The sequence below is a fragment of the Polaromonas sp. P3_B4 genome (assembly GCF_056402835.1).
The window spans coordinates 296,986-318,024 of record NZ_JBFUGQ010000002.1; the positions used below are offsets into that span (position 1 = coordinate 296,986).

Genomic DNA, 21,039 nt, shown 5'->3' on the forward strand with positions numbered 1-21,039 from the left:
GATTCTGGTCGTTGTTGGATGTCTGCATTTTTTGCACCAAGGCCGCGCTCATGCCGGCTGCTCCTGCCCGAAACCAAGAATTGCCTTGGTTTCCAGGTACTCCTCAAGGCCTTCGATGCCGTATTCGCGGCCATTGCCCGAGCGCTTGTAGCCGCCAAAGGGGGCATGGGGGCTCCAGGCCGGGTAGTTGATGTGCACCTGCCCCGAGCGGATGCGCGCCGCAACCGCACGCGCCGCGGGGAGGTCCTGGCCCTGCACGTGCGCGCCCAGGCCGTAGACCGTGTCGTTGGCGATCTCTACCGCCTCATCCACGCTGTCGTAGGCGATGATCACAAGCACCGGCCCGAAGATTTCTTCCTGCGCGATCTGCATTTGGGAGTTCACGCCGGAGAAGATGGTCGGGCGGCAATAGAAGCCGCGTTCCAGGCCCTCAGGCCGGCCGGGGCCGCCGCAAATGAGGCGCGCACCCTCGGCAATCCCGGTGGCAATCATTTCCTGCACCCGGTTGAACTGCGCGCGGTTGGCCACCGGGCCGTGCGTGGTCTGCGGCGAGAGCGGATCGCCCACGACAAAGCTCAAGGCCGCTTCGAGCACGATCCGCTCAACCTCCTGCAGGCGCTCGCGTGGCACGATCATGCGGGTCGGCGCGCTGCAAGACTGGCCGACGTTGCGAAAGGCGGCCGCCACGCCCGCCGGTACGGCGCGAGCCAGGTCCGCGTCCGGCAGGATCACGTTGGGCGATTTGCCGCCGAGCTCCTGGGCCACACGTTTGACCGTCGGGGCCGCCGCCTGGGCCACCAGCACGCCGGCCCGGGTCGAGCCGGTGATCGAGATCATGTCCACGTCTGGATGCGCCGACAGCGCGGCGCCGACCTCGGGCCCATTGCCGCTCACCAGGTTGAACACACCCGGCGGGATGCCGGCGTCGTGCACCACCTCGGCAAACAGCAAGGCGCTCAGCGGCGACAGCTCGCTGGGTTTGAGGACCACGGTGCATCCGGCGGCCAGGGCGGGGCCGACCTTGGCGGTGATCTGGTAGAGCGGCCAGTTCCAGGGCGTGATCAGGCCGCACACGCCAATGGCCTCGCGCTGGATAGTCACGCCCTCCCGGTGGGAGAGGAAGGGATAGCTGGCCAGGTTGTCACGGGCCACGCGGATGTGCTCGGCTGCGACCGGCACCTGTGTGCTGCGCGCAAAGCCGATGGCGGCGCCCATCTCCAGTGAGATCGCCTGGGCGAACAGTTCCGCCCGCTCAAGGATCAGGGCGTGGACGCGGCCGAGCAGCAAGGCCCGGCTTTCGGTGGAACTGACGGACCAGCTGGCGAAGGCGCTGCGGGCAGCGGCCACAGCCGTCGCGACGTCTTCAGAGGTTCCCAAGGCGATCTGTGCGATGGGCTCCTCGGTCGACGGGTTGATGACGCTAGCCCGGGCTTGCCCTGCGGGCAGGACCCACTCGCCGTCTATGAACAGGCGATCCAGCCGGCCGGCGGCTTTGAGCTGCTCAACAAGGGAGACGTTCATGGGCGCATATCCTTTGCCGCGGCGCGGTTGATTCCGCGCTGCACCGCGGGGAAATTGCCCTTGCGGAACCCCCGCATTGTGTCGTCATATTCCATGCTTTCCCTCTCAAAAGAATCGAAGTCATGGTACGCCCTTGACCGGAATTGATCTGCCGTTTAAGCGTGGGCATTCGGCATGAACGGTGCGCAAGCGGCGCACAACCGCAGCATCTGCGGCGGTGCTTCAATAGCATTCATTGCATGGCGCCGGCGAACCGGCACAGGCTTTGCACCACCCCCTCCAGGAGGACGCTTTCATGAGCTCTCGTCCCAAGTCCACCGGCTTCGATTGCCGCGGCACGCTGACTGGTTTTGCCATGCGCCGGGTAGCCCGCACGCGCCGCGGCATCGCAAGGGCGGGCTGCCTGAGCCGGACAGCAAGCCATCGGGGGCGCGCCGCACACCATGCCGCCGGCTATCCGCAAAACCGCAGTTTTAACCAAGCGCCCCGGCGTGATCGAGGTATATCCCCGGTCGGCAGGTGCTCCAATGCCTTTACCCCACCCACGAGATGACTAGGAGAAAACCATGGCAGATAACAAGCAGCTGAACGGCCTCATCGGCCCCGAAGAGAGCACACGCATCCTGGGTGCGTTGCAGCGCGGCGCGAGCCGGCGCGATGTATTGGCCATGTTGACGGCCGGCGGCATGCAGGCGGCCCTGGCCGGCAGCATTGCGGGCCTTGCCGCGAATGCACAGGCGCAAACGCCAACGCCGCGCAAGGGCGGCCGCATCAAGGTGGCGGGCGCGGTCTCCTCCGTGAGCGACACGCTGGACCCGGCCAAGCAGGCCAACCAGGCCGACTACGCCCGCGGCTTCACTTTCTACAACGGGCTGACCTGGCTGGACAGCAGCCTCACGCCCCAGCCCTCGCTGGCCGAGGAGTTCACCACCAAGGATGCCAAGACCTGGATCTTCAAGCTGCGCAAGGGCGTGACCTTCCACGACGGCAAACCGCTCGCGCCGGCCGACGTGGTGTTCTCCATGATGCGCCACAAGAACCCGGCCACCGGCTCCAAAGCCAAGGTGCTGGCCGACCAGATCGAAGACGTGACGGCCTCCGGCCCCAATGAAGTCACCATCCGCCTGGTGGCCCCCAACGCCGACCTGCCGGCCATCCTGGGCACCTACCACTTCCACATCATCAAGGACGGCACGACCGACTTCAACGCCGGTATCGGCACGGGCCCCTACAAGGTCAAGGAGTTCAAGCCCGGCGTGCGTTCCATCGGCGTGCGCAACGAGAGCTACTGGAAGCCCGGCCGCCCCTACCTGGACGAGATCGAGTACGTGGGCATCAGCGACGAGTCGGCGCGCGTCAACGCGCTGCTGGCGGGTGAGCTGGACCTGATCGGCACGGTCAACCCGCGCTCGATCGACCGCGTCAACGCCAGCGGCAAGGCCGCCATCTTCGAGACCAAGGGCGTTTCGTATACCGACCTGATCATGCGGCGCGACAGCGGCCCGGGCGCCAACCCGGACTTCGTGATGGCCATGAAGCTGCTGTTCAACCGCGAACAGATGCTCAAGTCCATCCAGCTGGGCCGCGGCGTTGTGGCCAACGACCAGCCCATCGCGCCGGGCAACCGCTTCTTCTTCAAGGGCCTGCCGCAGCGCCCCTACGACGCCGACAAGGCCAAGTGGCACCTGAAGAAGGCCAACCTGGGCAGCGCCGCCATCCCGATGGTGGCCTCGTCCGCGGCCACCAGCTCGGTGGAGATGGCGCTGGTGCTGCAGCATGCGGCGCGGCAAGCCGGCCTGAACCTGGATGTGCGCAATATGCCGGCCGACGGTTACTGGTCGCAGCACTGGATGAAACACCCGATCAATTTCGGCAACGTCAATACGCGCCCCACGGCCGACCTGGCCCTGACGCTGTTCTTCAAGTCCGATGCGCCCTGGAACGAAGCGGGCTGGAAGAGCGAGAAGTTTGACCAGCTGCTGGTGGGCGCGCGCGCCGAAACCGACACGGCCAAGCGGACCCAGATGTACGCCGACATGCAGACGCTGATCAACCAGGACGGCGGCATCGGTATCCCGATGTTCCTCTCCAGCCTGGACGGCCACAACAAGAAGCTCAAAGGCCTGCAGGTGAACCCGCTGGGTGGGATGATGGGCTACGGCTTTGCCGAACACGTGTGGCTGGAAGGATGACTCCCCCCCGAAGCGCCTTCGGCGCCTCCCCCCTAGGGGGGCGCCCTCTGCGGCCCGGCAAAGCCGGTTCCGCGCCGGCACTTGAATGGAAGAGCCTCGTATGAATCTCACTATCCTGAAACTGGTCGGCGGCCGCATACTCGCCGGGCTCGGCTCACTGCTGGCGGTGTCGGTGGTGGTGTTCGCCATCACCTCCGTGCTGCCGGGCGACGCGGCCGAAGAGAAGCTGGGGCAGGACGCTACGCCCGAGGCGGTGAAGGCCTTGCGCACCGAGATGGGCCTGGACCGAAGCCCGGTGCTGCGCTACTTCGACTGGCTGGGCGGCATGGCCAAGGGCGACGCGGGCAAGTCCGTGGTCACCGGCATGCCGGTGGGTGAGGCCATCGCCAGCCGCCTGCCCGCTTCGCTGCAGCTGGCCGCGGTGACGACGGTGTTTTCCGTCCCGCTTGCCCTCGGCCTGGGCATTTTGTGCGCCTTGCGGCGCGGCTCGGCTTTCGACCGTTTCACCAGCATGGCGACAGTGGCCGTCGTGTCGGTGCCGGAATTCCTGGTGGCCACGCTGGCAGTGCTGGTGTTCGCGGTGCAACTGAAATGGCTGCCAGCGCTGTCGTACGCGGTCGACGTTTCGTCGCCAGGCGAGATGCTGCGCTCTTTCGCGTTGCCGGTGCTCAGCCTGGGCAGCGTGATCGTGGCCCAGATGCTGCGCATGACGCGCGCGGCCGTCATCGACCAACTGGCCGCGGCCTATATCGAGATGGTGCGGCTCAAAGGCGCCAGCGCCGCGCGCACCGTGCTGTTCCACGCGCTGCCGAATGCCATCGGCCCGATCGCCAACGCAGTGGCGCTGAGCCTTTCTTACCTGCTTGGCGGCGTGATCATCGTCGAGGTGATCTTCAATTACCCGGGCATCGCCAAGCTCATGGTGGACGCCGTCGCGCAGCGGGACATGCCACTGGTGCAGGCCTGCGCCATGATCTTCTGCTCGGCCTACCTTGTCCTGGTGATGCTCGCCGACGTGTGCGGCATCGTCGCCAATCCCCGATTGAGGCATCAATGAGCACCGCAGCGCGCCGCGCGGAGATTTTCCTATGACTATTGCAACACTTGCTTCTTCGACGGCCGTTACCCGGCGCCGCGCCTGGCTCGTAGGCTGGTCGCGCGCCGGCAAACTCGGGCTGGCCGTACTGGCCTTCTGGGTGGCCGTGGGGATCTTCGCCTGCTTCGTGCCTGACAGCGCGCTTGGCGAGATGTCCGACGCCGGCGTGTTCCAGGACATGAGCGCGCAGCATTGGCTCGGCACTGACTACCTGGGCCGCGACATGCTCACGCGCATCGTTGTCGGCACACCGTACACCATCGGTGTGGCCTTTGTCGCAACGCTGATTGCCTGCGGCGTGGGCGCGGTTCTCGGGCTGCTGGCCGCCGTGGCGGGTGGCGCGGTCGATGCTGTGCTCAGCCGCGTGCTGGACACGCTGGTGTCCATCCCGAGCAAGATGTTCGCGCTGGTGGTGATCGCCGGTTTCGGCTCTTCGGTTCCGCTGCTGATTGCGGTGACGGCCGTCGTCTACGCGCCGGGCGCCTACCGCATCATCCGTTCGCTGGCCGTGAACATCAACGCCATGGACTACGTGCTGGTGGCGCGTGCCCGCGGCGAACGCCGGGCCTACATCATGCGCCGCGAGATCCTGCCCAACATCACCGGCCCGTTGCTGGCCGACATGGGCCTGCGCTTTGTCTACGCCCTGCGCTTGCTGGCGAGCCTGAGCTTCCTGGGCCTGGGCGTGCAGCCGCCGATGGCTGACTGGGGCTCCCTGGTGCGCGAGAACCTCGGTGCCTTGCCGCTGGGTGGCGTGTCCGTGCTCGCCCCAGCCTTCGCGATCGCCGCGCTGACCATCGCGGTCAACCTGGTGATCGACAACCTGCCGGGCCATACCGACGCTGACCGGGAGAAACATTAATGGGTGCCACTGTCCTCGTGAATGACTTGCGCGTCGTGGCGCAAGCCGCCGGCGGCGATACAGAGATCGTCAAAGGCGTTTCCTTCAGCATCGAGCCCGGCGAGGTGCTGGCGCTGATCGGTGAGTCCGGCTCGGGCAAGACCACCATAGGCCTGGCGCTCATGGGCTATGCGCGGCACGGCTGCCGCATCTCCGGAGGCAGCGTGCGTATCGGCGATACCGATGTGCTGGGCCTGTCTGAATCAGAACGGCGCCGCCTGCGCGGCCGCCGTGTCTCTTACATCGCGCAGAGCGCGGCCGCTTCCTTCAATCCGTCGCGCACCATCATGGACCAGGTGGTCGAAACCGCCCACATCCATTCCCTGATGCCGCGCTCCGAGGCCGAGAAAAAAGCCGTGACGCTGTTCCGCGAGCTGGCACTACCGCAGCCCGACAGCATCGGCCAGCGTTACCCGCACCAGGTTTCGGGCGGGCAGTTGCAGCGCCTGATGGCCGCGATGGCGCTGATGAGCGACCCGGACCTGGTGATCTTCGACGAGCCCACCACGGCGCTGGACGTCACCACCCAGATCGAGGTGTTGCACGCCTTCCGCCGCGTGGTGCGCGAGCGTCAGACCACGGCGGTCTACGTCACGCACGACCTGGCGGTGGTGGCCCAGATGGCCGGCCGCATCCTGGTGCTGCGCGACGGCGCCGAGCGCGAGATCGGCACCACGGCGCAGATCATCAACACGCCGAAGGACGACTACACGCGCAGCCTGATCGCCGCGGCCAATCCCAAGGCGCGCAGCGGCGAGACGGTGGCCGAAGGCGCTACGCCGCTGCTGCAGGTGCGCAATCTGGTCGCCGGCTATGGGCCCCTGGACAAGCACGGCCGGCCCGCCTCACCGGTGCTCGACGATGTGAGCCTGACCCTGTACCGCGGCCAGGCGATCGGCGTCATCGGCGAGTCCGGCTCCGGCAAGACCACGCTGGCCCGTGCCGTCGCTGGCCTGATCGGCCCCGCCCGCGGCCAGATCATGTTCGACGGCAAGCCGCTGCCACGCCTGGTGTCGCAGCGCTCGCCCGAGGAGCTGCGCCGCATCCAGATCGTGTTCCAGATGGCGGATACGGCGCTCAATCCTGCGCACACCATTTCCGACATCCTCGCGCGGCCGCTGCAGCTGTACCGCGGCTTGAAGGGCGAGGCCCTGAACAAACGCATCGCGCAGCTGCTCGACCTCGTGCAACTGCCGCAGGCCTGTGCCCGGCGCCTGCCTGCGGGGCTTTCCGGCGGGCAGAAGCAGCGCGTCAACCTGGCGCGCGCGCTGGCCGCCGACCCCGACCTGATCTTGTGCGACGAAGTCACCTCGGCGCTGGACACGGTCGTGGGCGCCGCCATCCTGGACCTGCTGGCTCAGCTGCGCAAGGAGCTCGGGGTCTCGTACATGTTCATCAGCCACGACATGAACACCGTGCGCGCGGTGTGCGACGAGATCGTGGTGCTGTACGCCGGCCAAAAGGTGGAGTCGCTGACCCGGTCGGCTTTCGCGCATGCGCCGCGTCATCCGTATTTCCATTTGCTGGCCAATTCCGTCCCTGAGTTGCGCCCGGGATGGCTCGATGAAGTCGGAGCGGCGCAGCGCGCGGCCCTGCCGCTGGTGCAGGCGCCTGTCGACCGCGCGGGCATCTGCAGCTTCCTGGACCGTTGCCCCCTGCGCGTGGCCGGCGTGTGCGACAGCAAGACGCCGCCGCGGCACGAACTCGAAGGCGGCGTGGAGGTCTTCTGCCACCGCAGCGCCGACGAATTGCTGCAACTGCAGCAGACCCAGGCGCTGCCGCGTGAATGCACGGCCTGATCCGCACTGCCGACCTTGAGAGCGCCGCGTGCATATCGAGATCGGCGTCCTTGGGTGCCATCGGGAATTTTTTCGTTGAACTGAACTGAACTGAACAGATTGAACTGACATGCAAACACTGAACTACATCGCAGGCCGCTGGCAGGCAGCCCAGGACGGCCGCCAATTCGAGGTGCGCAATCCCGCCGACGACAGCCTGATCACCCTGGCGGCCGACGGCGGTGCGGCGGACGCGCGGCTGGCCGCCGACGCGGCGGCAGAAGCGCTGCCCGCCTGGAAAGCACGCTCGCCGCGTGATCGCTGCTTGATCCTCAAGAAATGGCAGGCGCTGATCGAGCGCGACGTGGAGCCGCTGGCTGAACTGATTTCGCGCGAGCAGGGCAAGCCGCTCGCGGAGTCACGCGGCGAAATCGCCTACAGCGCCGGCTATGTGGAGTGGTTCGCCGAAGAGGGCGTGCGCGCCCACGGCGAGATCATCGCCGCGCCGGTGTCGAGCAAGCGCTACCTGGTGCTGAGGGAAGCCGTTGGCGTCGTCGCCGTGGTCACGCCCTGGAATTTTCCCGCGGCGATGATCGCACGCAAGATCGCCCCCGCGCTGGCGGCAGGTTGCACGGTGGTGGCCAAGCCCGCAGAAGACACGCCCCTCACGTCCCTGGCCCTCGTGAAGCTGGCCGAGGAAGCGGGCGTTCCCCCTGGCGTGCTGAACATCGTGCCCGCCTCGCGCGAACGCACGCCGGAGGTGGTGGGCGAGTGGCTGCGTGACGGCCGTGTGCGCAAGGTCAGCTTTACCGGCAGCACGGCTGTGGGCAAGATACTGGCGCGCGAGTCGGCCGGCACGGTCAAGAAGCTTTCGCTCGAACTCGGCGGCAACGCACCCTTTATCGTGTTTGAGGATGCCGACCTGGACGCCGCTGTCGAAGGCCTGATGGCCGCCAAGTTTCGCAACGGCGGCCAGACCTGCGTGAGCCCCAACCGCGTGTTCGCGCACGAGGCCGTGCATGACCGCTTCGTCGACAAGCTGGCGGCCCGCGTGGGCGCCTTGCGGGTCGGCCCGGCTAGCTGGGCGGAGGCCGAGATCGGCCCAATGATCAACGGGCGGGCGGTCGACAAGATCGAGCGCCACGTGAACGACGCCGTGGCCAAAGGCGCGAAGGCGGTCGTGGGCGGAAGCCGCGTGCGCACGGAAGTCGCCAATGGCCCGAACTACTACGCGCCCACGGTGCTGACCGGCGCGACGCCCGACATGGAGCTGTCCTGCGAGGAAACTTTCGGCCCAGTGGTGCCCATATTCCGCTTCAGCACTGAAGACGAGGTGATCGCGCAGGCGAACGACACGCCCTTCGGCCTGGCCGGCTACTTCTTCTCCAACAACATCAAGCGCGTGTGGCGCGTGGCCTCCGCACTCGAGACCGGCCTGGTCGGCATCAACGAGGGCGCCATTGCGGCGCAGGCCGCGCCCTTCGGCGGCGTCAAGGAATCGGGCTACGGCCGCGAAGGCTCGCACTGGGGCTTGGACGAATACCTGCACACCAAGTACCTCTGCCAGGGAAATCTTGCATGAAGGTGCTGGTCCTCGGTGCCGGCGTCATCGGCACCACGACGGCCTACTCCTAGTTGTCCTTTGGTGTTGGCGTCGAGATACAAGTGCAAGCCAGGCAGCGAAGCCGCCGCTCCCTCGGGTCGATACGCATACAGTCTGATCAAAAAAAACATTGGACCGGAAATTTATACGTTCGCTGATGGCTTCCCGGTTCAGAATCACACCCATGACAACTCCCAAGCTGCTGATCGAGTCCGTGGACGGCATCATGACCGTGTCCCTGAACCGGCCCGACAAACTCAACGCCATTGACAACGAGCTTGCGCGTGCACTTCTTGCTGCTATAGAGCTGGCTTCGCGCGACGATGCCGTCCGGGTGCTCCTTTTGTGCGGTAACGGCCGGGCATTCTGTGCGGGGAGGGACGTCAGCAGCCCACCCACGGAAGACGATCTGGTATTGGTGCAGGCTGTGGCCAAGGCGCTCCTGTCTCTGTCCAAGCCGGTGGTTGCTTCGGTCCATGGCTGGACTGTCGGCGCCGGCTTCGAGTGGATGCTGAATGCGGACATTGTGGTCGCGGGGGAAAGCACCCGCTTCAAGTTGCCGGAGGCCTCCCTCGGGGTTTTTGTGACGGGTGGATTGACCGCCACCTTATCTGCCTATGCAGGCGTGGCGCGCGCCAAGGCGCTGATGCTACTGGGCGAGGAGTTCTCACCCGCGCAGGCGATGGCCTGGGGTTTTGTCTGGAAAGTGGTCCCCGACCAGGAACTCGAATCGGCTTCCCGGCAAATCGGCGCCAGGCTGGCGTCGCTTCAGCCGGTGGTGGCAGCCAGCTTCAAACGGGTCCTCAACGACATCGGTCTTCGCCATTTCGACGAGGCCATCGCGCTTGAAAACGACGCGCAGCGAGCCTTGGGCAGTCGCGGAGTTCAAAGCTAGAAGGCATGCCACGGCTTGCTGGGGTTGACTGTCGATTCAGTGCCGTCCCGTTCACATGAAAAGCGGGTCAGTCCTGCCGTCCGATTTCATCTTCGATGATGCCCAGCAGCATATCGAACTCTGGCATCACCCAGCGCCGTAACGCTTCACCTGGGCCTTGCCAGCGCTCATGGCCCTGCGCGTCAGGCGTGTTGCAGATTCGCACCCAAGCCCAACCGAGCAGCGCCAGCGCCACCGCGCGCAGGTAGTCGCCAGCGACCCAATAGGGCAACTGGGGCGCCGCACCCGCGGCCTTGATCAATGCTGCGGTCGTCATCTCCAGGCGGGCGAAACAGCTCAATACAGCCTTCTCGTTCGCGCGCCCGTCGTCCAGGCCCTCCTGCAGGACCTGGAACATCTGCCGCAACGTCTTGCCGCCGTCCGGTATCACCTTGCGGACCAGCAAGTCGATGGCCTGGATCTCGTTGGTGCCCTCATAGATCATGGTCACGCGTGAATCGCGCACAGTCTGCTCGATTCCCCATTCGCGGATGTAGCCATGGCCACCGAAAACCTGCAGGCATTCGCTGGCGCCGTGGAAAGCCTGATCGGTGAAGGCAGCTTTCAACACGGGTGTGAGCAGGCTGCACCACTGCTGTGCCCTTTCACGACGGGCGGGGTCGGGGTGGTGCCTGGCGATGTCGAGCTCGAGTCCTGTCTGGTAAGCCAGCACGCGCCCTCCGTCGATCCAGGCCCGCTGCGTGTCCAGCAGGCGGCGCATCGCCGGGTGGCCGATGATGAAGTCGGCGGGCTCGGTGCTGGTGCGTGGTCCGGGCACGCGCATCTGCCTGCGCTCGCGCGCATAGGCATCGGCCTTTTGCCATGCGGCGTCGAGCAGGCCGATGCCCTGCAGCGCCACGTGCAAACGCGCCGCATTCATCATCACGAACATTGCGTTCAGGCCCTCGCCCGGCTGGCCGATCAGCCAGGCTGTCGCATCATCGAAGCGCATGGCGCAGGTGGGGCTGCCGTGCAGGCCCATCTTTTCTTCGATGCGGTCGCAGTAGACATGGTTGCGGCTGCCGTCCGCCAGCAGCTTGGGGGCGAGCAACAGCGACAGGCCTTTGGGGCCGGCAGGTGCATCCGGCAGGCGCGCGAGGACGAGATGCAGGATGTTGCTGGTGAGATCGTGATCACCACCGGAAATGAAGATCTTGCTGCCGTTAACACGGTAGCTGCCGTCCGGCTTCGGCGTTGCGCGGGTGCGCACCAGTCCGAGATCGCTGCCGGCGTGCGCTTCGGTAAGGCACATCGTGGCCAGCCATTCGCCGGAGACAAGCTTCTCCAGGTAAGTCGCCTTCAATTCATCGCTGCCATGATGGGCCAGGCACTCACAGGCTCCGTGCAGTAGGCCGGGGGCCATGGTCCAGCCATGGTTGGCGGCGCTGAGCCATTCGTATAGCGCACCTTCCAGCACCCAGGGCAGGCCTTGCCCGCCGTGTTCAGGCGCGCAGGAAAGCGCGGGCCAACCGGCCTGCCAGAAGGCCTTGTAGGTCGATGCGAATCCCGGAGGCGTTATGACCACGCCCGCATCGAAGCGGCAGCCGGGGTTGTCACCCGCCGCATTCAGCGGCGCCACAACCTCGGCGACGAACTTTGCCGCTTCCTCCAGAACCTGCCGCTGCAGGTCGTTGTCGGCATCGGCGAAGCGCTCGATCGGCCGCAACTGGCCGCCCGCGTCCAGCACGTCGAAAAGAATGAATTGCGAATCTTGCACAGCGGGTTGATAGGTCATACGCCCTTTCTACTGGTTGTCACGGAGCCACAAGAATAGTTATCAATAATAATCAAATCGGCGCGCGAATGGCAACAGGCGCAGCCGATCCTTTCGGCGCGCGTCCGTCAGGGCTGGGCTGCCTCTGGTCCGGGTGGAAGGCAGAGGTGGTCGCGGTGGTTGCTCCACTACCCATCGTTCGGGCGCTCGAAGTTTCATCACGACCGAACAGGGAAAACACCGCCACGCATTGGTGCCTGGCTTGCACCGGTGCCGACCTTTGGCATTTCCCTTAGCGACGTTCTTTCAGCGCCGTGTGCAGGTAGTCGTAGAACATCTTTGCCGGTGCGCGCAGCGTCGTGCCACGCAAGGTGGTGAGGCCCAGTACACGCGACACCGCCGGCGCCACGAGCGCAACGCCAATGATCGACGGATGCTGTTTCGGCAAGGCCAGGCGCGGTACGGCCCCAAGCCCGAGCCCCGCTTCGACCATGCCGAGCAGCGTCGCGATGTGGCTCACCTCGAGGCGGTATGAGGGGTTGATGCCAGCCTTGGCCAGCGCGTCGTCCAGTAATTGCCGGTTTCCGCTGGTACGCGATACCGCGATCAGGCGCTCGGTTTCCAGGTTCTTCCAGGACAGCGTCTTGCGCCCGGCGAGTGCATGGCGGCGCGGCATGGCCACCACAAAGGGATCGGTATGGATCGGCTCGAAGTCCACGCCGGGTACCTGGTTGCCCATGAAGCTGATGCCGAAGTCCGACTCGCCCGACACCACGCTGGCCATCACCGCGCCGGCGGCTTCGTCAATCACACGGACGCGGATCAGTGGGTAGCGTTCCGAGAACGAGCTCACGACCGTAGGCAGGAAATGGATGGCCGCGGAAGGCACGCAGGCCACCGTGACCCGGCCGGTCCGGCTGCCGGCGATGTCGGTGATGCCGAGCATGGCGGACTCAAGGTCGTCCAGCGCGGCGCGTGCGCGATCAAGAAAAACGTGCCCGAGGGCCGTCAGTTCGACCTCTCGTGTGGTGCGGTTGAAAAGCCGCGCACCCAGGATGGTCTCGAGCTTGTCGATGCGCCGGCTTAAAGCGGGTGGCGAAAGATGGATGTGGTCGGCTGCTGCGCGAAAGCTCCCGCGCTCGGCCACCGCCACGAAGGCTTCGAGTTGCTGCAAATCGAAATTGATGCGCGCCATGCACCAATACTAACAAAAGTTGCACTTCACGGATTCCCTGCATTCGCCGAAGATCCGGCAACCAGAACATCCACAGGAGACAAACCATGCTGCCGAAACACCACGTCCGGACTTTGCTGATGCTGAGCTTGCTGCCACTGGCGGCTGGTTTCTCCATGGCGGCGACCAGTCCGGCGACGCCCAAGAACTGGCCCGAAAAAGCGATCACCATCGTGGTGCCGACCTCCGCCGGCGGCGCCAATGACGCGATGGCGCGCGTCCTGGCGCAGGGACTCAGCGCACGGCTTGGCAAACCGGTCATCGTGGACAACCGGGCCGGGGCGAACGGCGCGATTGCCAGTGAGTTCGTGGCCCGCGCCGCGCCGGACGGCTACACCTTGATGTTCGGCTACATCGCTACCCACGGCATCAACCCGGCCTTGCAAAAGCTGCGCTACGACCCGGTCGCCGATTTTGAACCCATCGGCATGGTGGCGGCATCTCCGACGGTGCTGGTCGTCAGCCCGGAAGTGCCGGCCAAGACCGCCAAAGAACTGGTGCAGCTCATCAAGGCCAAACCCGACAGCTTCAGCTTCGCGACGGCGGGGAACGGCACCGCACCGCATATCGCAGGCGAGCTGTTCAAGCTGTCCGCGGGGGTGGACGTGATTGGAATTCCCCACAAAGGCTCAGCGCCCGCCGTGATGAGCACCATCTCCGGCATTACGCAATACATGTTTCCCAGCTTGTTTACCGCGTACCCGCAAATCAAGGGCGGCAAGCTCAAGGCGCTCGGCATCGCCGGTGACAAGCGATCTCCCGTCTTGCCGGACGTTCCGACGCTGGCCGAGCAGGGAATTCCCAACGTCAGCATGTCGCAGTGGTACGCCATGTTCGCCCCCGCTAAAACCCCCAAGGTGGTGGTTGACCGGTTGAACCAGGAGATCAACCGCGTATTGGCCGAAAAAACCGTACAGAAATTCATTGAAGACCAGGGGGCCGAGGTTGAAACCAGCACGCCTGCGCAACTCAAAACCCTGGTGCAAAAGGAAGTCACGCGCTGGAAGGGCGTTGTGGCGACCGCAAAAATCAAGCTCGACTGAGTCGCGCAAGTTTCACTGAAAGGAGGGTACGCGCATGAACTTGCAAGACTGGACAGGCCGCAGCGAAACAGTGGAGGACACCGCCACTGCCACGCCGTACGCAGCGTTGTCGGCCACGCTCGACCGCGCCGACACCTCGCGTCCCGCGCCCGGCACGCCGTTGCCCTGCCTCTGGCACTGGCTGTATTTCCTGCCGATCCACGCGCAATCGGAGATCGGCCCGGACGGCCATGCGCGGCGAGGCGGCTTCCTGCCGCCCGTTCCCCTGCCGCGCCGCATGTGGGCCGGCAGCGATTTCGAGTTCCACGAGCCGCTGTGTGTCGGCGACGCGCTCTCGCGCACCTCAACCATCGTCGATGTGACGGAAAAGAGCGGCCGCACCGGCAGCCTGGTTTTCGTGAAGGTGCGCCATGAACTGCGCCGCAACGGTTCTGCAGGCGTGGCGTTGACCGAGCACCACAACATCGTCTACCGTGCGGCGCCGACGCCCGGCGACGTGACCCCTCCGCCGCTGGCAGCGCCCGCCGAATTCGCGTGGGTGCGCCGCATCGTCGCCGACGACGTGCTGCTGTTCCGCTACTCGGCCCTCACGTTCAACGGGCACCGCATTCACTACGACCGCAAGTACGTCACGGAGGTCGAGGGTTACCCCGGCCTCATCGTGCACGGCCCCTTGATCGCCACGCTGCTCATGGACCTGTTGCGTCGGCATATGCCTGAGGCCATGGTGCGCAAATTTGAGTTCAAGGCGGTCCGGCCCACGTTCGACGTCAACCCGTTCTCGATCCACGGGCAGCCTTCGGCCGACGGCAAGAGCGTGCGGCTGTGGGGGCGTGACCATGAAGGCTGGCTCACGATGGACGCCATCGCCACGCTGGGCTGAGGAGACGCCATGCAGCCACTCAAGGGAATCACCGTCGTCACGCTCGAACACGCCATCGCGGCGCCTTTCGCCACACGGCAGCTGGCCGACATGGGTGCGCGGGTCATCAAGGTTGAACGCCCCGGTGTGGGCGATTTCGCACGGGCCTACGACAGTCGCGTGCGGGGCCTTGCATCGCATTTCGTCTGGACCAACCGCTCCAAGGAAAGCCTGACGCTGGACGTCAAGCACGAGGAGGCGCAGAAAATCCTCATGCGCCTGATCATTGAAGAGGCCGACGTCGTGGTGCAAAACCTCGCGCCGGGCGCTGCAGCACGGCTCGGCCTGTCGTACGAAGCGTTGGCCAAGCGCAAGCCCGGCATCATCGTGTGCGACATCTCGGGGTACGGCGGTGACGGTCCTTACCGCGACAAAAAAGCCTATGACCTGCTGATCCAGAGCGAGGCTGGCTTCGTCTCGGTAACCGGTACGCCCGACACACCGTCCAAGGCCGGTCCATCCATCGCCGACATCGCTGCCGGCATGTATGCGTACACCAACATCCTGGGCGCGCTCATGCACCGTCGGCAGACCGGTGAGGGTCAGCGCATCGACATCTCGATGCTCGAATCGCTGTCGGAGTGGATGAGCTACCCGCTCTACTACGCCTTCGAAGGCGCGGCGCCGCCCCAGCGCACGGGTGCCAGCCACGCGACCATCTATCCATACGGCCCGTTTCTGGCCGGTGACGGCAAGACCGTGATGATGGGCCTGCAGAACGAACGCGAGTGGAAGGTGTTTTGCGAAAAAGTGCTGCTGCAGCCCGCGCTTGCCAGCGACCCGCGTTTCGCCGGCAACGCACAGCGCAGCGCCGCCCGGGGCGAACTCTCGTCAATCATCGTTGAAGCCTTCAGCACCTTGACCGCCGCCCAAGTCGTCGAGCGGCTGGAAACCGCTGGTGTGGCTAACGCGCAAGTCAACACCATGAGTGAGCTGTGGAAACATCCGCAACTCGAAGCGCGCGCGCGCTGGCGTGAAATCGATACCCCGGCCGGCGCCGTGCCCGCCATGCTGCCGCCCGGTTCCTGGCAACATGGCGCCCCGCGCATGGGCGCCGTGCCCGCGCTGGGCCAACACACCGACGCGATCCTGAGCCACTTTGGCTATGGCGTCGAACAGATTGCCCAGTTGCGCGCGGAAGGTGCGGTATGAGTAGGCCGCCCGCCGTGCCGCTGAGCTACCTGTTCGTGCCGGGCCACCGGCCCGAGCGATTCGCGAAGGCGCTGGCCTCGGGCGCGGACCGCGTCATCATCGACCTGGAAGACGCGGTCTCGCCCTCTGACAAGGCTGCCGCGCGCGAAGCCATCGCGGCGTGGATGCCCTCCGCCAACGAGGAGATTCGCGGCAAGCTGTTGATCCGTATCAACGACGCGAGCACGGACTGGTACGCAGACGATCTGCAGCTCCTGCGGCGGGTTCGGGCAGCCTGCGTCATGCTTCCGAAATGCGAAAGCAGACGGCAGGTGGCTGACGTTCTTGGTTCGCTCGATGCGGGTACCACCGTGTTGCCGCTGGTCGAAACAGCGCGTGGCCTGCTGGCCGCCTTCGACCTTGCCACTGCACCCGGCATCGCACGCCTGGCCTTCGGTTCGCTCGACTACATGGCCGACCTTGACATTCCCGCCGACAGCCCGTCGTTGCAGCACGCCGCGATCCAGCTTGCCATTGCCTCACGCGCCGCGGGTTTGCCCTCGCCCGTGGCTGGCGTCACGCCCGACGTCGATGCGGACCGGGTTGCCGCCGACATGGCGCAGGCACGCTGCCTTGGCTTTGGCGCCAAGATGTGCATTCATCCCGTGCAGGTCGCCGCGGTGCATCGTGCGCTGCGGCCTGACGCCGAAGAGCTGGCTTGGGCGCAACGCATCCTGAGCGCCTCGCGCGCAGCCGGCGGCGGCGCCATCCAGCTCGACGGGAAGATGGTCGATCGCCCGGTTGTCCTCAAAGCCGAGCGCATCGTGGCCCTGGCTGCACGCACTCCCTGATTTTTCACAAGATACATAACCCAACGGAGAACCTATGTCCGCAACCATCATCGACTCAAAAATTTTCGGCGACATGTTCAGCGATGCCGCCATGCGGCATGTCTGGTCGGACGAGAATCGCACCGCCAAATACCTGGACATCGAGCGTGCGCTCGCCAAGGTTCAGGGCGCCCTCGGCATCATTCCCAAAGAGGCGGCTAAAGAGATCGTGAAGAACTGCGAGCCCAGCCAGATCGACTGGGTCAAGCTCAAGGCCAAGACCGAGCAGATCGGCTACCCGATCATCGCCGTGGTCAACCAGATCAACGCGCATTGCAAGGATGGCCTGGGCGAATACTGCCACTGGGGCGCCACCACGCAGGACATCACCGACACGGCCGCCGTGCTGCAGATACGCGAGGGCCTCGCACTGGTCGAGGCCGACCTCGCGGACATCTCGGCCTCGCTCGCCAAACTGGCGCGCGACCACCGCGACACGCCGATCATCGGCCGCAGCAATCTGCAGCAGGCGACGCCCATCACCTTCGGCTACAAGATGGCCAGCATCCTTGCGGGCATCGAGCGCCACCGCGAGCGCCTCACGCAGCTCAAGCCGCGGGTGCTGGTCGGCGAGTTCGGCGGCGCGTCGGGCACGCTGTCCTCGCTTGAAAAAGGCGCAATGGAAACCCAGGCCGACCTCATGAAGGAACTCGGCCTCGGGCAGCCACTGATTTCGTGGCACACCGTGCGCGACAACTTCGCTGAAGTTGGTGCCTTCCTCGGCATCGTCGGTGGATCGCTCGGAAAGATCGCGATGGATGTGAAGCTGTTGATGCAGACCGAGGTCGCCGAAGTGTTTGAGCCTTTCGCGCCAGGGCGCGGCTCCTCGTCAACCATGCCGCAAAAGCGCAACCCGATCTCCTGCCTCTACATCCATGCCAACATCTCCGTGGTACGCCAGCTGGCCGCGTCGCTGATGGACGCGATGGTCGCCGACCATGAACGCTCCACCGGCCCGTGGGAAATCGAATGGGTGGCGATGCCCGAGATTTTCTGCCTGATCTCGGGCGCGCTCAAGCAGACGAAGTTCATCCTCGCGGGTCTGGAAGTCGATGCCGCGCAGATGCGCCGCAACATCGACATGACCCACGGCCTCGTGATGTCGGAGGCCGTGATGATGGGCCTGGGCCCCTACATCGGGCGTGAATACGCTCATGACCTTGTCTACGACATCTGCCGCGACGCGCTCCAGCAAAAGCGGCCGCTGATCGATCTGCTGGCGGAGCATCCCGAAATCAAGAAGCACGTGACACGGGAGCAGCTGGCCTCGTTCTGCGATCCGATGAATAACCTGGGCCAGGCAGGCGTGATGGTCGACCGCGTGCTCGCGTCGGTCAAGGTGCCGGACTCGCAGCCCACAAGAGTGTCGTAAAAAGAGGGCGGCTCAAGCTTCGGACCAAAGTTTTGTGTATGCGGTTGAAGGGTACCGTCTCAACGTCTTAACGGAAGCTCCAGCGTCACGCAGGTTCCATGTGTGCCACTGGAAATGCGGACCTGGCCCCCCAATTTTTGTGCGCGCATTCGCATCGCGGCCAGGCCGCGTTGGGTCTTGCCGGGGGCGGGAACGGCGTGCGTGTCGAAGCCGCAGCCGTCATCTGTGACGGACAGTTCCAGTGTGCTGGCGGTATCACGCGCGCGAACTGTGATGGTCCTGGCCGCGCCATGGCGCACTGCATTGTTGATGGCCTCCTGGAGCGTGCGCAGGATGGAAAGACCTGTCTCGGGTGTCAGGTAGTCCATCTCCGGCAACGGCCCCACTTGCCACTGCAAACCAACCCCGATGGCGTTGAGCCGCGGCTCCAGCCGATAACGCAAGTTGGCCAGCAGGGGCAGCAGGTCGCTTTCCTCAAGGTCCAGCGAATCGATGATGAGCCGCATGTCTTCCAGGGAGTCTTCGATCACGCGCGCGACCTCCTCTCGCGGCACTTCGTCGCGGCGGGTCATCCGCAGCGCGGTGATCAGCTGGCTGCCCATGCCGTCGTGCAGGTCGTGCAGCAGCCGGGTACGCTCGGCGGCGATCACGGCCTGGCGCTCCTCGGCCTTGCGGCGGTCGAATTCCGCGCGCATTTCTTCCAGGGCCTGCCCGTGCGCTGTGCTGACGCCGGCGACCGCAAGGTTGATCTCTTCTTCGGCGCTGGCCCTGTGCAGCGCCAGGCCCTCGAGCGTGCGCGCGACCAGGGTGGCCAGCACCAGTAGTGCGGCCACTGGGGCCATGAAGAAGCTGTCGAAGGCGTTCAGGTCGGCGGGAATGGCCAGGTCCTGCAGCACCGCGGCCCACCAGAGGACCAGCGTCACTGCCAGGAACACCTCGTTGCGCCGGCGTGTGCGCCAGGCCCTGTGAACCTGGGCCAGCACCACGGCGATGGTCAGGGCGAAATAAGGCCAGTGCAGCACGGCCGCGACGTTGGGCCGCATGTCGCCCTTCAGGTAGGCGGCGACGCCCGCTGCGAAAGACAGCGCGATGACCCCGTAGAGCACTTTGAGGTAGCGCTTCCAGGGCGGGCTGGTCCAGTGGCTGTACTCCAGCAGCAGCATGATCATGAGCGTGTTGGACACCAGGGTGCTGGCCAGCGCGAACAGCAGGGATTCGGGGCCGGGCGGCCCGGCTTCAGGCGCGAGCATCACCAGTGCCCGCGGCATCCAGCTCACGCACAGCAGCACGAACAGCAGGTGGATGTAGCGGCGCGTCTTGAACCACAGCGGGATGGCGCCGAACAGGCAGATCGGCACCGCGAACATCAGCATTGTGGGGGCAATGCTTTGCAGGAAACGGCGCACCTGGAAGGCCGGCCCCACGGCCGCAGTGGTTCCCAGGCTCATGCGCGAAAGTCCGCCGCGGGTGTCGGCGCTGCCGCTGACGCGCACCTGCAGCAGGTTGCCCGAGGGCTTGAGTACGTGGCCTCCCAGGGGCACCCACAGCGCGCGGTTGCGGGTAAATCCGTTGCCCGTGCCAAGGTCCAGCCGTTCGCCGTTGAGCCAGAACTCGCCCAGGTCAGCCACACGCGGCACGACGAGCACAAGTTCATGCTCCGGGCCGGTAGCGCCGGCGGCCTTCAGGGGAGCGTCGAGCGCGATCGAATACCAGGCGACGCCGTCAAAACCAGGGCGGCTGCGGCGCCAGTTGTCGGGCAGCGTGACGGGCGAAGCCTTGCTGAAATCGACTTCGGCGGGGCGCCCTGCGTCTTCAGTGACGACCACCGCCCGTTCCAGGGTGGCCGCCGTGGCGCTCCAGGACGGCGCCGCCAGCATCAGCGTGGCGCAGGCGCATAGCGCGGCCCATATGCCCTGCAATCGCATTCAGATCAGTCCCCGGGCACGCGCCTGGTTCACGGCTTCGACGCGCGAGTGCACGGCCAGCTTGCCGTAAATGCTCTTGATATGGGCGGCTACGGTAGACGGCGCGACGTCGAGGTGCCGCGCTGTTTCGGGCACCGAAAGGCCTTGCGAGATGGCCGTCAGCACGTCTTTTTCGCGAGGCGTCAGCGGCTCCATCAGCCAGCGCAGTGCCTCTGCCCGTGGTGCGGCGAAGCTGCGCAGGAGATAGCGCGCCACCTGCGGCGAAAGCGGGGCTGCGCCCTCGCTCACGGCGCGGATCGCACGGCCGAATTCCGCGGTCGGTGTGTCTTTGAGCAGGTAGCCGTGGGCACCCGCCTGCAGGGCGCGCACCACGTGGGCCTCGTCACCGAAGATGGTCACCACCAGGATGCTGGTGTGGCGCGAGCGGCGGGCCAGGTCCGCGATCAGTTCGGTACCGTCGCCGTCGGGCAGGCCCAAATCAATCAGTGCAACGTCCGGCTGGGCAAATGAAAAGCTGCGCCGTGCCTCAGCGCAGGAACCCACCGCCTCCAGCAGCCTGAGGCCAACATCTTCACGCACCATGCGCGCGAATTCCTCGCGGATTGGTGTGTCGTCTTCCACCAGGGTCACGGTCAGGATGGACATGGATGCGCTTGATTCCTTCAGTTGTTGTTGGGGCTGACGCCGCCGTGAATCTTAGCGGGTGCGCCTATTTGACCGCAAAAAAATTCGGACCGTCTCCCCGAATCAGGGGAGGCGATTGCCTTCCCGGCCCGACACCAT

Annotated in this window: 16 protein-coding genes; 11 read left to right on the plus strand and 5 right to left on the minus strand. The window is 65.5% G+C overall.

Translation table 11 applies throughout. From position 1 onward, the window contains the following. Nucleotides 1–48 precede the first annotated feature (48 nt). Nucleotides 49–1,521 (minus strand): aldehyde dehydrogenase family protein, encoded by a 1,473-nt coding sequence (locus AC1DVV_RS18260; RefSeq protein ID WP_477667414.1) that lies wholly within the window; start codon nt 1,519–1,521, stop codon nt 49–51. Nucleotides 1,522–2,087: 566 nt separating this feature from the next. Here AC1DVV_RS18260 and AC1DVV_RS18265 point away from each other — a divergent pair. The 6 genes from AC1DVV_RS18265 to AC1DVV_RS18290 all read left to right on the plus strand — a co-directional run bounded on the left by AC1DVV_RS18265 (nt 2,088) and on the right by AC1DVV_RS18290 (nt 9,986). Further along, on the plus strand, nt 2,088–3,713 hold the full coding sequence (locus AC1DVV_RS18265) for an ABC transporter substrate-binding protein (protein ID WP_457282507.1): 1,626 nt from the start codon (nt 2,088–2,090) through the stop codon (nt 3,711–3,713). A 100-nt stretch (nt 3,714–3,813) separates the two neighbouring features. Then, nucleotides 3,814–4,770 (plus strand): ABC transporter permease, encoded by a 957-nt coding sequence (locus tag AC1DVV_RS18270; protein WP_457282508.1) that lies wholly within the window; start codon nt 3,814–3,816, stop codon nt 4,768–4,770. Between the two features lie 31 nt (nt 4,771–4,801). Next, nucleotides 4,802–5,671, plus strand: coding sequence for an ABC transporter permease (locus AC1DVV_RS18275; protein ID WP_457282509.1), 870 nt, complete (start codon nt 4,802–4,804; stop codon nt 5,669–5,671). Beyond that, nucleotides 5,671–7,509 (plus strand): ABC transporter ATP-binding protein, encoded by a 1,839-nt coding sequence (locus AC1DVV_RS18280; protein ID WP_457282510.1) that lies wholly within the window; start codon nt 5,671–5,673, stop codon nt 7,507–7,509. The genes AC1DVV_RS18275 and AC1DVV_RS18280 overlap by 1 nt, the downstream gene beginning before the upstream one ends. A gap of 109 nt (nt 7,510–7,618) precedes the next feature. Beyond that, nucleotides 7,619–9,070 (plus strand): NAD-dependent succinate-semialdehyde dehydrogenase, encoded by a 1,452-nt coding sequence (locus tag AC1DVV_RS18285; RefSeq protein ID WP_457282511.1) that lies wholly within the window; start codon nt 7,619–7,621, stop codon nt 9,068–9,070. A 205-nt stretch (nt 9,071–9,275) separates the two neighbouring features. After that, entirely contained in the window at nt 9,276–9,986 is a 711-nt protein-coding gene (locus AC1DVV_RS18290; RefSeq protein ID WP_477667413.1) for an enoyl-CoA hydratase/isomerase family protein, read from the plus strand. Nucleotides 9,987–10,053: 67 nt separating this feature from the next. Here AC1DVV_RS18290 and AC1DVV_RS18295 read toward each other — a convergent pair whose 3' ends face one another. Then, entirely contained in the window at nt 10,054–11,760 is a 1,707-nt protein-coding gene (locus AC1DVV_RS18295) for an acyl-CoA dehydrogenase family protein (protein WP_477667412.1), read from the minus strand. 271 nt (nt 11,761–12,031) lie between these two features. Next, nucleotides 12,032–12,934, minus strand: a complete 903-nt coding sequence (locus tag AC1DVV_RS18300; protein WP_457282514.1) for a LysR family transcriptional regulator — start codon at nt 12,932–12,934, stop codon at nt 12,032–12,034. Between the two features lie 86 nt (nt 12,935–13,020). Between AC1DVV_RS18300 and AC1DVV_RS18305 the strand changes: the two genes are divergently transcribed. From AC1DVV_RS18305 to AC1DVV_RS18325, 5 genes are read left to right on the plus strand one after another with little or no spacing between them, the layout of a single operon-like run. Beyond that, nucleotides 13,021–14,016, plus strand: coding sequence for a Bug family tripartite tricarboxylate transporter substrate binding protein (locus AC1DVV_RS18305; protein WP_457282515.1), 996 nt, complete (start codon nt 13,021–13,023; stop codon nt 14,014–14,016). 34 nt (nt 14,017–14,050) lie between these two features. Next, nucleotides 14,051–14,899 carry an HTD2 family dehydratase gene (locus tag AC1DVV_RS18310; RefSeq protein ID WP_457282516.1) on the plus strand — a complete coding sequence of 283 codons (849 nt, stop codon included), beginning with the start codon at nt 14,051–14,053 and terminating at the stop codon, nt 14,897–14,899. Between the two features lie 9 nt (nt 14,900–14,908). Continuing rightward, a complete protein-coding gene (locus AC1DVV_RS18315) occupies nt 14,909–16,090 on the plus strand; it encodes a CaiB/BaiF CoA transferase family protein (protein ID WP_457282517.1) in 1,182 nt (393 codons plus the stop codon). Beyond that, nucleotides 16,087–16,920 carry an HpcH/HpaI aldolase/citrate lyase family protein gene (locus AC1DVV_RS18320; RefSeq protein WP_457282518.1) on the plus strand — a complete coding sequence of 278 codons (834 nt, stop codon included), beginning with the start codon at nt 16,087–16,089 and terminating at the stop codon, nt 16,918–16,920. Before AC1DVV_RS18315 ends, AC1DVV_RS18320 begins: the two co-directional genes overlap by 4 nt. A 34-nt stretch (nt 16,921–16,954) precedes the next feature. Further along, nucleotides 16,955–18,331: a class-II fumarase/aspartase family protein gene (locus AC1DVV_RS18325; RefSeq protein ID WP_477667411.1), complete on the plus strand. Its 1,377-nt coding sequence runs from the start codon at nt 16,955–16,957 to the stop codon at nt 18,329–18,331. Between the two features lie 59 nt (nt 18,332–18,390). Here AC1DVV_RS18325 and AC1DVV_RS18330 read toward each other — a convergent pair whose 3' ends face one another. Next, a complete protein-coding gene (locus AC1DVV_RS18330) occupies nt 18,391–20,256 on the minus strand; it encodes a sensor histidine kinase (protein WP_477667410.1) in 1,866 nt (621 codons plus the stop codon). After that, nucleotides 20,257–20,901, minus strand: coding sequence for a response regulator (locus tag AC1DVV_RS18335; protein WP_477667409.1), 645 nt, complete (start codon nt 20,899–20,901; stop codon nt 20,257–20,259). It lies immediately after the preceding gene. Between the last annotated feature and the right edge of the window lie 138 nt (nt 20,902–21,039).

What these genes read in the sequence shown, in the direction of transcription:
- AC1DVV_RS18260 (WP_477667414.1), bottom strand. Translation starts at nt 1,521, where the DNA reads ATGAACGTCTCCCTTGTTGAGCAGCTCAAAGCCGCCGGCCGGCTGGAT.
- AC1DVV_RS18265 (WP_457282507.1), top strand. Translation starts at nt 2,088, where the DNA reads ATGGCAGATAACAAGCAGCTGAACGGCCTCATCGGCCCCGAAGAGAGC.
- AC1DVV_RS18270 (WP_457282508.1), top strand. Translation starts at nt 3,814, where the DNA reads ATGAATCTCACTATCCTGAAACTGGTCGGCGGCCGCATACTCGCCGGG.
- AC1DVV_RS18275 (WP_457282509.1), top strand. Translation starts at nt 4,802, where the DNA reads ATGACTATTGCAACACTTGCTTCTTCGACGGCCGTTACCCGGCGCCGC.
- AC1DVV_RS18280 (WP_457282510.1), top strand. Translation starts at nt 5,671, where the DNA reads ATGGGTGCCACTGTCCTCGTGAATGACTTGCGCGTCGTGGCGCAAGCC.
- AC1DVV_RS18285 (WP_457282511.1), top strand. Translation starts at nt 7,619, where the DNA reads ATGCAAACACTGAACTACATCGCAGGCCGCTGGCAGGCAGCCCAGGAC.
- AC1DVV_RS18290 (WP_477667413.1), top strand. Translation starts at nt 9,276, where the DNA reads ATGACAACTCCCAAGCTGCTGATCGAGTCCGTGGACGGCATCATGACC.
- AC1DVV_RS18295 (WP_477667412.1), bottom strand. Translation starts at nt 11,760, where the DNA reads ATGACCTATCAACCCGCTGTGCAAGATTCGCAATTCATTCTTTTCGAC.
- AC1DVV_RS18300 (WP_457282514.1), bottom strand. Translation starts at nt 12,934, where the DNA reads ATGGCGCGCATCAATTTCGATTTGCAGCAACTCGAAGCCTTCGTGGCG.
- AC1DVV_RS18305 (WP_457282515.1), top strand. Translation starts at nt 13,021, where the DNA reads ATGCTGCCGAAACACCACGTCCGGACTTTGCTGATGCTGAGCTTGCTG.
- AC1DVV_RS18310 (WP_457282516.1), top strand. Translation starts at nt 14,051, where the DNA reads ATGAACTTGCAAGACTGGACAGGCCGCAGCGAAACAGTGGAGGACACC.
- AC1DVV_RS18315 (WP_457282517.1), top strand. Translation starts at nt 14,909, where the DNA reads ATGCAGCCACTCAAGGGAATCACCGTCGTCACGCTCGAACACGCCATC.
- AC1DVV_RS18320 (WP_457282518.1), top strand. Translation starts at nt 16,087, where the DNA reads ATGAGTAGGCCGCCCGCCGTGCCGCTGAGCTACCTGTTCGTGCCGGGC.
- AC1DVV_RS18325 (WP_477667411.1), top strand. Translation starts at nt 16,955, where the DNA reads ATGTCCGCAACCATCATCGACTCAAAAATTTTCGGCGACATGTTCAGC.
- AC1DVV_RS18330 (WP_477667410.1), bottom strand. Translation starts at nt 20,256, where the DNA reads ATGCGATTGCAGGGCATATGGGCCGCGCTATGCGCCTGCGCCACGCTG.
- AC1DVV_RS18335 (WP_477667409.1), bottom strand. Translation starts at nt 20,901, where the DNA reads ATGTCCATCCTGACCGTGACCCTGGTGGAAGACGACACACCAATCCGC.